Below are 14352 nucleotides of genomic sequence, written 5' to 3'. Positions count from 1 at the left end.
ATAGACGTATTCCCCAGTTTACTTTATGACGTCCTGGCAATCACTTAGGACGAGGTGCAGCTGGTCCAAGCCCAATTGAGCAGAGCCAATTCAGCGCTACCTCATGTAGCACGTTGATGTTGTCTACCTGACAGTGTTCTAATCCCCCAAGTCTTCTATCCTCTATCGGGAAGAATGTCTTGTTTTTCGAACCCGCTTGCTCATAATTTTTCAAGGCTTGTGTCAGCGGATTTGGCTGAACCAATATCTCTTCCGCTCCGTGCATTACAAGAAGCGGACATTCTATCTGGTGAAGCACCCCCTCAAGATCATAGGCAAAACGCGGATTACCCGCAAAGTCCTCCATGCTTTTTGCCCCCAGAATTCTCATGCCATGTGCGGCCAGACTCGGTGGCATCCATTTAAGCATTGCATCCCAATCAAAGGCATGCGTACCGCCGTCGGAGATGACGGCAGCAATTCTGTGATCGAACGAAGCGAATCGCAAAGAGTCGTAAGCCGCAAAACTCTCACCGTGCACGATAATCTTATCGGGATCGACTTCTGGCCGCGTTAGAAGAAAGTCGATTGCTCGGGAATGGAAAGCCTCACTGTCCGCTCGTCTTCCTTTTCCCTTTTCGTACAGCGAGAGGCCGGTGCCAGGCTGGTCATAAACCAGAAAGTTATATCCACACGAAATAAAAGCGGGACCTAGCCAGAAATAGTTTTCAATTGACCACTCGTCGCCACCGTTGAGAGCAAAAAGGGTCGGCTTCGGACCTTTTATCCAGGAAGGGGAGAAGAAGTAACCATCCAGCTTGACATCTTCGTAATCGACTTGGATCTTCTCCGGTTGGACATCGAAGTACTTCCCGGCAGCTTCGAAGAGTTCATTTACTTTTTTAAATACACGGATTTTCTCGGTGTCATCATCCATCACCGTATATTCTGCAATTCTGTAGTAATTGCAGGCACGAATGTAGCAGTTTCGTGCTGTATACCAGTTTCCAGCTGTTTCGGCCTCCTTGCCGTGTCTTTCCAATGCCTGAGCCGTTATGAGCCATTCCCTGTGCCACGTGTCCTTGTCTTCGGGGTCGATTTTTTTGCAGGCCTCGTAGATCTCGGTGACGTCCGTAGCACCGAGGCTTGCCATACCTAAAGCTTTGGTGACTTGGTATGACATCATGTAGTGATTGGGCCAACGGCTGAACTCAATTGACATTGTAACATCCCCCTTTTCCAGTTCTAGTTCTTGTAGTTTTTTTACTACAAGTAATTTTTACAACACAAAGATAAAGCTTCTTTAAAAGAAAAATAAATGTTTGTAAAGAGAATATAAAAAATTATAAAACACTAAAAAAATAAAAAATGGCTGCTGCCTGGGTGTTCATAGCTGGCAGCAGCCTTTAACTCCTGTAGTAAAAGAAAATGTGCAAAAAATAAAATCAGTGTTGTGCGGCCAAGGGAAGGCTGAATCTTATCCCCAAACCGCCATATTCGGAAGGGTAGGCGTCAATTTCGCCCCTATGATGTTCAATAATGGATTTACAGCTTGCAAGACCCAGCCCCAGCCCGCCCTTTTGGATTTGTCGCGATTTATTCACAGTGAAAAATTTGAGGAACAGAGAAGATATATCCTTATCCGGCACTCCAATTCCATTATCCTCGATTTGAAAAAAGGCATACTGTCCTAGCGGGTAACCGGTCATATACACTTTCAGCTTATTTTTCCCTCCATATCTTACAGCATTGCTAAAGAGGTTGCCGAAAACCCGACGTATCATCGGTTCATTGATCATCAGCCATATATTTTCCGTGAATGAATGGCGGCAAGTAAGCTCATTGTCAAGTCCCGCCAACTCATATTCATATTCAAGGGCAATGTTTTCAAATAATTTTGATGCTTTTACAGGTTTAGCTACCATAGATTCCAACTCCAGTTTTTCTTTGGTGAAGCTGGAGAAATCATTGATGAGTTCGACCATATATCCTGACTTCTTTTGAATCAAATCATAATATTCCTGCTTTTCAGTTTCTGGTAAATCCTTGTGCATAGCCAGCAGTTCAGTAAAGCCATTAATAGATGTCAAGGGAGTTTTCAAGTCGTGGGCAATTGCCGCGATCATATCGGTCTGCTCTTTGTGCGCGAGTTGAAGCCGATGCTCCATCTTATTGAAGTGTTTATAAAGTTCTCCGATCTCGTCATTACTTCTTAGAGCTAGCGGAGGCAGTGGATGTACAATATTTACTTCTTCAAGCCTGGTATTCAGAAGCTGAATGGGTTTCTCTATGCAAAAATGAATATAGATAATTAGAATAATAAATATGATGCAGGCAATTGCAAATATGGGCAGGAGCAATGCTATATATCGCGAGTCCAGTAATGAACTGCGTATAGGAGAATATACTGCAAAGACAAGCTTCAGGTACATTCCAATCGAAAACATGAATATTATAAACATCAGCAGGAATAAAAGAGGAAGCTTTATTTTCAGTTTCATACTATTGCTCTCTTTCCGTGTATTTATATCCTATGCCCCATATTGTTTTAATAAAGTCATATTCAGGACCAAGTTTCTTACGGATATTTTTTATATGAACCGTTACGGTATTTATTTCTCCGTATTCGTCTCCCCAGACGTTTTCATATATCTGCTCACGAGTCAATACATTATTGGGGTGGCGCATGAGGATAGACAGAATCTGAAATTCCTTCGTTGACAAGTCGAGCTTCCTGCTATTCAGGAATGCTTCAAACGTCTTATCGTTCAGAACGAGCGGAGAATGCGCCTTTTCGTTACTGGGACTAAGTTCATCCCACTCTTTAAAAAGTCTGTCCACTTTTCTGAAATGAGCCTTTATCCTGGAGACAAGCTCCTGAATACTAAAAGGTTTGGTCATGTAATCGTCTGCTCCTATTTCGAGCCCGACGATTTTATCAATGTCCTTATCACGCGCACTTAAAAACAGAATTGGAACATTATAAGAATTTCGGATACTTCTGCAGACATCAAGTCCATCCATATCAGGCATCACTATATCAAGAACGATGAAATCAATATGATTTTCTTCTAATGTGGATAAGGCTTCTTTCCCAGAATATGCCGAAAGTGTTGCAAATTGCTCGTACCTTAAACTCTTTGTGATGAGTTTTACGATTTCTTCATCGTCGTCTACAACTAATATCGTTTTTAGCATATTTATACCTCCCAGCCGCTTTAAATGGACTGAATTTATAAAACAAAAGCCGCATGGACTTCTCGCTTTGAAAAAAGTCGCGCTCAAAGCGTCTCTCCAGTCCCGGATAAGCTGGAAAAAGAGCTTGAGCAACGACCTGGGCAATGCTGGCTTTAACAAACTGGTATGCTCTTCAATAGCGTTCGAGCTATGTACATATTCCAGCTTGAAGGCCTGCACATAGCTTTTGACGTAATGTCCGGGAGTGTGTCTAATCAAAAGACAGTGTGAAAAGGAGCAAGAAAACTATCACAAGTTTTGGTTTTCAGCCTTTTCCGATAAAGTCCATCCGAGCTACGCACTCCACATGACTTGAGTGTCGGTCACTTTGCAGTTATTAATAACTTCTTGCAAGTTTATCATACAGGAGAATTGAACACTAATTCATGCAGGAAATCACTTTTGGATGATACTACCGCTAGTTAGCGGAATCATGGTATTGCCCTGTGGGTTAGGTGAAACGAATGCTAGGCCTGTATGTGTTTGAATTAAATGCAGCGGCAAGCTTAAATGACCGCCACTGCCCATAATTACCCCCCCTTAATTATTCATTACAAAAATTCGATATACCCTTCTGTTCCATGCACGCGAATTCGTTGGCCATCTTTTATCAGTTTGGTTGCATTCTCCACTCCGACAACGGCTGGCAAGCCATATTCACGTGCGATAACGGCTCCATGCGTCATCAGTCCGCCCACCTCCGTAACTAAGCCTTTTATGGATAAAAACAATGGAGTCCAGCTGGGGTCAGTAAAGGAGGTGACTAGTATGTCGCCATCTTCCAGATCAGCCCCTTCTATATTCAGGATCACACGAGCTCGTCCCTCTACAACGCCCGAAGAAACAGCCAGGCCTACAATAGCTTCAGCGGGGATATTTTCTCGTTTGTATTGACCTGTAATGATTTCGCCATCAGATGTGATAACACGTGGGGGAGTTAATTTTTCATATAATCTGTACTCATTTTTTCGTTTGTCGATGACCTGGTAATCCAGTTTATTGGTGCGTATAGTTTCCTGCAATTCTTCAAAAGAGAGATAGTAAATATCTTCTTTTTCATGAAGAATGTTGGCTTGTACGAGTCGTTCCGCTTCCTTTAGTAAAGCCTGTTTATAAATGAAGTAGCGACTAACAATGTCGTATTTCGGATATTCACGATAACCGATGAAATTCCGGATCTGGTCGATAATTTGTTTTGTCTCTTCGGCTTTTTGTTCACCACCTGGTAATTGTTTCAATCGGGCTAATAAGTCCTGTTCTTTTTTCAAAGCCTCCTGTCGCCCTTGCTCAAATTTTCGTTTACTGGCGCCAGGCTCAAGGTTTTTGATGTTACTGAGGATCATAGGCACCAGTATACTTGGTTTTTCACTCCAGCGTGTTCTTGTAATATCGATCTCCCCGGCACATCGCATGCCATATTTGTCGAGATAAGTAGCGATAGCATCACGCACCTGCTGCCCACCTTCAAATTGAACCAGTTCATCTAAAAAATTATCATCCTTTACCTGTTGTAAATACTCAACTATTTTCGGATAGGGACGAATCACATCTGCAACATCCAGTAGCTCCATGCCCATTTCAGAAGTGACGTTATTAGGTACAGATAGGGAAAGTGTGTCTGCTACATTTTTTTCTCCTAACCATTCATTCATTTTTTCATTGATCCATGCTGAAGCATGGATGGCGGACATAATTACACTCAAATTTTTCAGATCTGATGCACGCTGCCTCCGTTGCTGCATATCTTCCAGGATACAATCAAATACATCCAATCCTGATTTCGTTTGGATGTTACGTTTTAACGCTGATAACGATGTCTTACTACTCTTAATCAAATCAGCAACAATTGCCGGGTCATTTCCTGCCTCTTCCAGAATATCCGCAGACGACATACCCTTATGGCTTTTAACAGGCCCCGGTTCGCTTTTGTCAGATGGGTCCAATTTTATAAAACCTCCCCGCTCTATGATGGTAATAAGCGCGTCTTTTATGAGCGGATCGGAGTGTCCTAAAACATCCAATAAATTCTGCCTCCCATCCAGTGAAGATAGGCCCATCGTGATATCCACAAACAGCCTTCCACCACCAGTTTTAAACATGGGTGTAGCACCTGTTAACATCCAAACAGATATCCCCAGTGGTTTAATAGGATCAGTCATCATTTGCTGATGGCCGACAGATACATACACGTGATTCTCCTGGTCATTTGCTTCAGGAATGGGATATAAAGTGGTGATCGGCCGACTCTGAACAATATAAAATGTATCATCAGCCAAACACCATTCAATGTCTTGTGGGCAGCCGAAATGTTCTTCGATCTGTCTTCCAATGCGTGCCAGTTGTAAAATTTGTTGATCCGTAAGGGTTTGCGTCTTTTGCTGATCAGGACTGAGCTGCTTGGTCTCTGTTCCGCCTTCTTTTCGTCCATAAATAGCCATTTTCTTGGTTTCCACCCTCTTGTTGACGATTACCCCATCCTGTACTTGATAATAATCGGCAGATACCAAGCCGGAGACCAGCGCTTCTCCAAGTCCGAAACTAGCATCGATAGAGAGCAGCTTTCGGTTGCCATTGATGGGATCAGCGGTAAATAAAATCCCTGAAGCCTGTGGAAACACCATCCTTTGAACGATAACAGATAAATAAACTTGGCTGTGATCAAATCCATTCTGCATTCGGTAAATTACCGCGCGTTCTGTAAATAAAGAAGCCCAACATTTGCGGATATGCTCCAAGATGGATTCTTTGCCGATAATATTTAAATAGGTGTCTTGTTGACCAGCAAAAGAAGCATGCGGCAAATCCTCAGCAGTCGCACTAGAACGCACGGCATAAGCATATTCATTACCAAACTGGGAGAGATAGTGGGCAACTGCTTTCACAACATCGGAAGGAATGGCTACTTCCATAATGGCCTGTCGAATCTTTTTGCTGACTTCGTCAATTTGTTCTCGATCTTCTACTTTAAGCGTAGTTAGCTGATCCAACAAAGCATGAACCATTTCGTTTTGTTCGATGGCTTTTTGATATCCCACTGTTGTAACACAAAACCCTTCTGGCACTTGTATTCCTTCCATTTTGGCTAATGCCCCTAAGTGCAGCCCTTTTCCACCAACAAGCAAAAGCTGAGTGTTATCCATTTCTTGAAAATCGAGAACCAGTGAATTCATTCAACATCTCTCCTAACCATTAATATAGAGAAAAAAGCGAACAATCATGATTATGTCTAGTCACCACTGAAGTAAGTCGCCGCGTACTTCTTCTCAAAACCGCTTGAGGATGTACGCAGCCTGATCGCACATTCCACCATCCTTTTCTATTTTTTGGGGGCAAAAAAAGCATTGACAAATCAAAGTTCTAGATGTATTATGAAAATAGGGATAATAAAATTATTGGAATTTATATGATTTGTCAGTAGCGTTATCGATTATATCATAGCGTTTATTCGTGTTCAATTGTTTTATATAAAAAGAGATGATCCTTGAATTTATTAGGGTTATCTCTCTTTGTGTTCAGTTGAACCATCATGTTAGTTTAGTTAGTCATTCTTGATGATTTATCGTCCCGCTGCCTCTTAGATCTATTATTGGCTTGTTAGTGATGATGCTTCCTTCTTGGGAACTGTTTCATTTCCTTTATTGACATGGAAGTTATAAGTTCGTTCTCAATCTCTTGTGTCAATCCGCTTGTCTGTTGCACCATCTCATTCTCTATATCTGTTAAATAAATTCCTTATTAGACTGAGCCTAGAAATTGAAACAGCGACAATCAAGGACGAGAAAATAAAGTCCTAGACTGTCGCTGTTCCATATCTGTAAACAACTGATTTCCACTCACCCGCCGCTTCCAAGCACCAAGATGTTTCTTCCGGGTTGCTCTTTTTTGATTCAAGGGATACCCAATCTATTCACGTATGGTTCTTACCTGTGACAAAAACGTCAGATGCTATTAGCTAGTTATAATGGGTGAATTCTTGCGAATATGCAAATCCCGTTAATGAAAGGGCAATCACCACTAGCCACTTAAACATAAATGGATATGATAACGCAAACTCAGTCACCACTTGCCCACCGATGGAATGTCCGACAATATACATTTGTGGGATATTCATTTTCATTTATTGAGTGTATCGATAAGGTACATTCTCGCTTCATAAGGGCGCATTTCTACATCAGACATGTTATTCGGATAATTGGATATTAGCAGCTGTTTAGTCTCTGCCAGCTCTTTCTGAAGTGGGAGATCGGTTGTGTATTTTTGAAAATTACATACTACAAGTAGTTTAGCCCCTTTCAGCGTTCGAGTGTACGCGAACAAATCTTTATTCTCGGGATACATCAGCTCATAATCCCCATATATGATCACTTCATGATCTTTCCTTAATCGGATTAGTTTCTGATAATAATGGAATATGGACTCAGGGTTATTTAAACTTTCTTGTGCATGGATATCCTTATAATTCGGGTTTACTTTAATCCAAGGATTCCCTAATGTAAAACCAGCGTTGTCTGAAGCGTCCCACTGCATTGGTGTTCGAGCGTTATCACGACCCTTTGCAAAGATTGACTCCATAACTTTGTCTTCGGGGTATCCTTTCTCAATTCTATCTTTATAGAAATTTAGTAACTCAATATCCCGATAGTCTTCAATTGGATATTGAACATTCGTCATTCCTAATTCTTCCCCCTGATAAATGTATGGTGTGCCTCGCATGCCATGAAGAAGGGTTGCCAACATTTTAGCCGATTCCATCCTGTATTCTCCGTCATTTCCCCAACGAGAAACGATTCGGGGTAAGTCGTGATTATTCCAAAACAAACTGTTCCAGGCATCCCCCTTCAGCTCTGTCTGCCATTTGGACAACACTTTTTTTAATTCTAGAAAATCTAGAGGCTTAAGATCCCACTTCCCTTTTCCCTCTTGTTCATCCAAACTAATATGTTCAAATTGAAATACCATTGAAAACTCACTGCCGTCCGGGTTGCTATACAATTTGGCGATCTCTGGCGTAGCGCCCCATGTTTCTCCAACCGTCAGCAGGTCTCCAGCTTTTTGAAACGTCTCCTTGCTGAGTTCCCTGATATACTTATGCAGATTTGGCCCGTTGCTGGTAATTTTCAAATCTGGTTCTTTTCCGATTAAGTCAATTACGTCAAGCCGAAAACCGCCTACACCCTTGCTTATCCACCAATTGATCATTTCGTAAATCTCTTGTCGGACTTTTGGGTTTTCCCAGTTGAGATCCGGCTGTTTTACAGAAAAAAGATGTAAATAATATTGTCCTATTTCGGGTACCCATTCCCAAGCTGAACCACCAAAGGTGGAACCCAAGTCGTTTGGTGGCATTCCTTCAACGCCATCTCTCCAGACATAATAGTCATGGTACGGATTTTCTTTACTTTTTTTTGCTTCTTGAAACCAGGGATGCTCATCGGAAGTATGGTTCAATACCAAATCCATTATGATCCGAATGTCACGTTTCCCAGCTTCATGAATTAACATCTCCATATCATCCAAAGACCCGAACATCGGATCAATATCCCGATAGTCCGAAATATCATAACCATAATCATCCTGAGGGGATTTACAAACTGGTGATAGCCAAATTGCACCGACACCGAGTTGCTGCAAATAGTCCAGACGGGAAACAATTCCTTTCAAATCGCCGATTCCATCACCATTACTATCTTGAAAGCTCAGTGGATATATCTGGTATACAACAATTTCTTTCCACCAATTTTTATTTTCCATTGTTCATTACAACCTTTCCAATAGACGAATAGTGTTTTTATCTTAATCAAGTCACATCATACAATTACTCTTTTACCGATCCTACAACAATTCCAGTCACAAAATATTTTTGAAGCAGCGGATAAATCAGCAGCAGCGGGATGACAGCGACTACGATTTTGGCCGCATTTAGATTTTTGTTTGAAATTTCAGTCAAGTTGCTGAGTTGTGCTGAGTTGGTCCCGGATTGAAGAAGTTCCGCAATATTCACGTTAAGGGACTGAATATAAGTCATTAGTGGATAATTGCTGACTTGAGTCATATAGATCAAACCGCTGAAGAAATCATTCCACGTTCCCACGATACTGAATAGTGCTACCGTCGCCAGCGCAGGGATGGACACGGGAACATACACTTTGAACAGGACCTGCAGCGGACTCGCCCCATCGATGAATGCTGCTTCTTCTAGGGCCTTAGGTACAGCAGAGAAGAAGTTCATGACAAGGATGACACTGAATATAGGGACAGCTCCTGGTAGAACAAGCGACCAAATTGTATTGAGCATATTGAGGTTTTTGATCAATAGATAACTTGGAATCATCCCACCGCTGAACAGCATGGCAAAAATCATGACGTTCATATAAATGTTTCTGCCCCTGAATTCTCTTTTCGACTTGGAGAGCGGGTATGCCATTAGAACAATAAGAATCATGTTGAGAAGAAGTGTGAGCACAACACGTAGAACGGATATGCCAAAGGAACGCCAGAACTGAGCATCATCGATAATTTTCGTATACGCTGCGGTTGTAAAATTGACCGGTACGAGACCTACAGCATTAGCTGACACGGCCTCACTGCTGCTAAATGAAATCGCAACGATATTCCATAATGGAAGAAGGCAAATCAATGCCAGCAAAATGACGATGGCATAGATGATTAACCCGCCAATTCGACCTTTTTGGTTTACAAAATAGGACACAGGCTTGACCTCCTTAAAATATTTTTCGGTCAGTGTATTTTTTGGCCAATTGGTTGGCGGACAATAGCAAAACAATACCGATCACTGACTTGAACAGACCAACAGCCGTACCAAAGCTATACTGTCGCCCGACAAGTCCAATCCGATATACATAAGTATCCAGAATATCTCCCGACTCATAGACAACGGGGTTATACAGATTATAAATTTGATCGAAGCCGGCACTCAAAATATTGGTCAGACTCATCACTCCCATGAGCAGGATAATAGGCAGCATGCCTGGCAACGTAATATGCCATACTTTTCTCCACCAGCTGGCTCCATCCATTCCTGCCGCTTCATACAGGCCCGGATCAATCGAAGTAATTGCAGCCAAATAGACGATGGAACTGTAGCCGAACTCCTTCCACACGTCTGTCCCAATAATCAGCGGCTGGAACCAGGTGTTGCTGCCGAGAAAATTAATATTCTGCAGACCGAAAAAAGCCAAAATTTGATTCACAATTCCATCCAAACTGAACATGTTAACAACCACGGATGCTAGAACTACCCAGGATAGAAAGTGTGGCAGATAAACAATGGTCTGTACGGATTTTTTAACGAATTTGATGCGGATCTCATTTAACAAAATGGAAAAAATGATAGCCATGATTGTTCCCAATAGAATCTTGGCAATGGCAATCACCAACGTATTACTAAAAACCTGTGCGATGTCCGGCAACTTAAACATATAAATAAAGTGCTTCAGCCCTACAAATTTGGAGCCTAACATTCCTTTGGCTGGTATATAATCCTGAAACGCCGTAATGACACCGACCATCGGAACATAGCTGAATACCAGCAAAAATAAAATACCCGGAAGCATCATCAGATGATATATGGCACCCGTACCGAACGGGCTCTTTGCTTTATCATTTCCCTGTTTCATGGATGGACCCCTTTCCTAAAAGCAGGGCTGCGTATCGCAGCCCTATAAACAGTTCAAGATTGTTTATTTTTTGGATGCAACCTCGTCTTTAATTTCCTGAATTACCTGATCACCGCCTTGCTTCTTCCAATTGCTAACGAATGTATCGAAGTAATTCAGAGGTTCAGCACCAGTCACAATTTTGATGAAAGATTCCTGCTCCATCTTGGTCAGATTAGCCCAGGTCTGTTTCATGCTTGGTGTAGTTCCAGAGTAAGCAGGTGTCATCCAAACGAATTTGTTTTCCCTTGTCAGTTTGTCAATAAGCCCCACTCCGTTGATACGCGAGTGATATTTCGACCAGGCTGTTACGTTATCCGTATCCATATCACTCAAGTAAGTTTGGATACTCTTAATATTGTTTTTTGATTCTGTTGTCCGGACCTGATCCAGACTAATCTCTCCTTTAATCCCGCGAACGATGTCAGAGTAGTCATCCAGTAACGAGGTCGCCGAGTTGACTTCAATATTAAACGGTCTGGTAGAACCGTCTACGCCGTTCTCTTGATACTTGGCAGCTTCTGGCATAGATGTTCCCACATTTTTATCATTTGCTAGTTTATCGTAGAAAAGGTTTACTATTTTAACAGCGAGTTCCGGGTGTTCGTATCCTTTTCTTACAACGATAAACTGATTAGCTGGATTGGCGTGTGCCACGTTTACCTTTCCATCTGCATCCTCCAAAGTGTAAGCCGTGAATTTCGCATTCTTATCCTTCTGCTTCACGTTGCCCAGACCCCAGTCGGGAATATGCCATGGTCCAAAAGCAATGCCGCATTGGCCGTTGGTGTACAGTGCCGTGATGTCATCAAATGTGCGTGTTCCAAATTGCGGATCGATGATGCCTCTCTTGAACCAATCTGCCATGACGCCTAGCATCTGCTTGGTTTCCTTTGTTGTCGAGCCATAAACAATGCTGCCGTCTTGACCCTTCATCCAGTACTGAGGGAATGAACCCTTTGTTGAGGCAACTCCGAGCATGGTATAGGCAGAACCATTATAGTCAGTTGTATTCAGGGTGTTCACAAAGGGAATACCTACCGGTTTCCCGGTTTGACCCGGATCTCTTTTCAAGAATTCCTCGGCCGTTTTCTCCACATCGTCCAGCTTGATGGCACCATCTCCGTCTGCGTCAAGTTGGATTCCCAGTAGATCCAGCCAATCCTGACGAACCCAGACCATGGTTGGTGCGGAATCTAGGGAAGTAGCCGGAAGCCCCATTAAACGTCCATCTATCGTCGCATTGTCTAATGCACGGCCTTCATAAGAGTCGTAAATATTCTTGATATTATCTGTGGCATACTGTTTGTAAATTTCCGTCATATCTTCAATCAGATCATTATCAACCAGTTCTTTGAGTTCATCCTTGGAATCGACACGCATCATGTCAGGCAGTTCTCCAGAGGCGATGGCGAGAGAAACCTGACGGCTGTAATCTTCTCCGTTGGCTTCAAATTGGTCTTTAATCTGAGCGTTAAACGCTTTTTTGACCAGTCGAGTATACGCATTGTTCTCATACGAATCTCCAGCCGGCAGTTTTGGGTTGGCTGTAGTCACACGCCCCATCGTGACGGTTATTTCGTCTTTATAGGCACTGAATGGGTCTCCCGGTGTTACCTCATATTTCCCCGCTTCCTTCGCAGTGGGAGGGTTGGATGAACCCCCACAGGCCGCAAGAGTTGAAATCATCAGGGCAGATATCGACAGTACGGCCAGACGTCTCGTTAACAGTTTGCTTTTTATGGACCATTTAGTTCTCATCACATTTCGATTCCCCTTCGTTCTGAATATTTCTCTATCATTGTTGTTTACGCTTTCATTATAAAACTCGATGAAGACAAATCGAGATAGGGATTTAACGTCTGTTTGGATAGAAAAATGTATGCGGTTTCATTATGAGCCAGAAAGCCATATTTAGCATGTAATCATTTATCCTACCTCACGACATACATCTGTCTATCCATACTTACTAATCAAAGTGAAGAACAAAAAACCGGCAGCTCCTAAAACAGAAAACTGTCGGCTTGATTAATGGAATTATAAAAGAGTACGCTTTTTATCCCCCCTGCCCAGCTGTCGATATTCACTTGGCAGCAGACCTGTCAATTCGCGAAAAATTCGGCTGAAATATTTTTCATCCGTATAACCCACTCGCTCCGCAATCCAGAAAATCGTGTTGTTTGTATTCAATAAATACTCTTTAGACTTCTCTACTCGTATAAAACGGGAGTATTCATTAAAGGTCTTCCCCATCAGATCTTTGAAGCATTGACTGAAATAGCTTCGGCTGATGTTCAGTTGCTGGGACAAACTTGAAGCAGTAAAAGGCTGATCCAAATCATTTTGCATGATCATGATCGATTTTTTGACGGCGTCTACAATTTCCTGTGAATATGAAGTCTGTTCATCTGCCTTACGAATACCCACAGACGTCTGCTTGATCCAAGCTTCTACCTCGTACCAGGATAGAAAAGAATGGATCATTGAGATTCTACCCAGCTTAGTCTGGGCAAAAAGGTGATTCCATTCCATAACTATCGAGTATAGCAATCCCATCAGCTGGCTTTTATGCAGTCTTAGTGATTTAAACTGTTCAATCAGTTGGTTGTAGTAACTGTCGTTATGGGTCCATGGTGTTAGAAACCAACTTTGCTTAATTCGATCCATGTCTTCATCCTGCGGTTCTATTGGAAATGAGTCCTCCACATTCATCGAAACAGTAATAACAGGATTATAAGGGTTGTATGCATAGAATAAGGACGTTTCTGTATAATTCATAATCCAGTTTTGGATTTGCGACCATGTTCGGCCTTGTACATCGGACATAACCAGCAAGGCGCCTTGGAGAACTTGATCCAGGGATTCCTTCAGTTTATGGAACAGCTGATCCTCTACGTCCATGGGTGCCGCCCACATCCAGCAGTTCCGTTCAACCTCCCATCGGATCTCGTCTACATTGAATGTCAGTTCAATCGGCCCGCTCTGTCCTGACTTGCGATCCAGTGATACAAGTGCATACACATGGCGATAATGGACATTGGTCTCACTTAGCAGTGGCAGCTTTGGTCTTGTATTCGCCAGTTCGTCAATCCGGGTATGTATTCGATGCAGCACATGTTCGAATTGCTCCTTCTCGAGCTGAACTTTGGCTATATAGTCGATGACCCCAAGCCTGAGCGCTTCCTGGATATAATCGAAATCTTGATGCAGTGTTAATACGACAATATGTAGTTCTGGATAGAGCTGCCTTGCAGCTCGCATCAGTTCAATACCTGACATCACCGGCATCGCGAGATCCGTCAACATCAGATCGACCGGTTGGGCTTTCAGAAAATCCAGTGCTTTCAACCCGTTACTTGCTTCTCCTACAACCTCCATATTGAACTCGTTCCACGGCATCGCGGAGCTTATTCCTTTTCGTACTAATTTATCGTCATCCACTATCAATACCTTAATCATC

At 42.5% G+C, this 14352-nt stretch carries 9 protein-coding genes; all 9 read right to left on the bottom strand.

Going from position 1 to position 14352, the window contains the following annotated elements:
* Positions 1-40: 40 nt before the first annotated feature.
* The 9 genes from ACXHJ1_RS19475 to ACXHJ1_RS19435 all read right to left on the bottom strand — a co-directional run bounded on the left by ACXHJ1_RS19475 (position 41) and on the right by ACXHJ1_RS19435 (position 14351).
* Positions 41-1201, bottom strand: coding sequence for an alpha/beta hydrolase family protein (locus ACXHJ1_RS19475; protein WP_016820873.1), 1161 nt, complete (start codon positions 1199-1201; stop codon positions 41-43).
* Positions 1202-1424: 223 nt separating this feature from the next.
* A complete protein-coding gene (locus ACXHJ1_RS19470; protein WP_290403011.1) occupies positions 1425-2480 on the bottom strand; it encodes a HAMP domain-containing sensor histidine kinase in 1056 nt (351 codons plus the stop codon).
* A gap of 1 nt (position 2481) precedes the next feature.
* Entirely contained in the window at positions 2482-3177 is a 696-nt protein-coding gene (locus ACXHJ1_RS19465) for a response regulator transcription factor (RefSeq protein ID WP_457905069.1), read from the bottom strand.
* 590 nt (positions 3178-3767) lie between these two features.
* Positions 3768-6386, bottom strand: coding sequence for a phosphoenolpyruvate synthase (gene ppsA / locus ACXHJ1_RS19460; protein ID WP_457905068.1), 2619 nt, complete (start codon positions 6384-6386; stop codon positions 3768-3770).
* Positions 6387-7329: 943 nt separating this feature from the next.
* On the bottom strand, positions 7330-8967 hold the full coding sequence (locus ACXHJ1_RS19455) for a glycoside hydrolase family 13 protein (RefSeq protein ID WP_457905067.1): 1638 nt from the start codon (positions 8965-8967) through the stop codon (positions 7330-7332).
* Between the two features lie 64 nt (positions 8968-9031).
* Positions 9032-9925, bottom strand: a complete 894-nt coding sequence (locus tag ACXHJ1_RS19450) for a carbohydrate ABC transporter permease (protein WP_016820867.1) — start codon at positions 9923-9925, stop codon at positions 9032-9034.
* Positions 9926-9938: 13 nt separating this feature from the next.
* Positions 9939-10853 carry an ABC transporter permease gene (locus ACXHJ1_RS19445; RefSeq protein WP_016820866.1) on the bottom strand — a complete coding sequence of 305 codons (915 nt, stop codon included), beginning with the start codon at positions 10851-10853 and terminating at the stop codon, positions 9939-9941.
* A 63-nt stretch (positions 10854-10916) separates the two neighbouring features.
* A complete protein-coding gene (locus ACXHJ1_RS19440) occupies positions 10917-12653 on the bottom strand; it encodes a sugar ABC transporter substrate-binding protein (RefSeq protein WP_457906187.1) in 1737 nt (578 codons plus the stop codon).
* 276 nt (positions 12654-12929) lie between these two features.
* Positions 12930-14351 (bottom strand): response regulator transcription factor, encoded by a 1422-nt coding sequence (locus ACXHJ1_RS19435; RefSeq protein WP_457905066.1) that lies wholly within the window; start codon positions 14349-14351, stop codon positions 12930-12932.
* Between the last annotated feature and the right edge of the window lies 1 nt (position 14352).

It is taken from the genome of Paenibacillus sp. ALE2 (genome assembly GCF_054113385.1).
Note: the sequence above shows the minus strand (reverse complement) of the source record. Positions and strands in the feature narration are given on the sequence as shown.

Coding starts and splice junctions, on each gene's coding strand:
- ACXHJ1_RS19475 (WP_016820873.1), bottom strand. CDS start 1,201: ATGTCAATTGAGTTCAGCCGTTGGCCCAATCACTACATGATGTCATAC.
- ACXHJ1_RS19470 (WP_290403011.1), bottom strand. CDS start 2,480: ATGAAACTGAAAATAAAGCTTCCTCTTTTATTCCTGCTGATGTTTATA.
- ACXHJ1_RS19465 (WP_457905069.1), bottom strand. CDS start 3,177: ATGCTAAAAACGATATTAGTTGTAGACGACGATGAAGAAATCGTAAAA.
- ppsA (WP_457905068.1), bottom strand. CDS start 6,386: ATGAATTCACTGGTTCTCGATTTTCAAGAAATGGATAACACTCAGCTT.
- ACXHJ1_RS19455 (WP_457905067.1), bottom strand. CDS start 8,967: ATGGAAAATAAAAATTGGTGGAAAGAAATTGTTGTATACCAGATATAT.
- ACXHJ1_RS19445 (WP_016820866.1), bottom strand. CDS start 10,853: ATGAAACAGGGAAATGATAAAGCAAAGAGCCCGTTCGGTACGGGTGCC.
- ACXHJ1_RS19440 (WP_457906187.1), bottom strand. CDS start 12,653: ATGAGAACTAAATGGTCCATAAAAAGCAAACTGTTAACGAGACGTCTG.
- ACXHJ1_RS19435 (WP_457905066.1), bottom strand. CDS start 14,351: ATGATTAAGGTATTGATAGTGGATGACGATAAATTAGTACGAAAAGGA.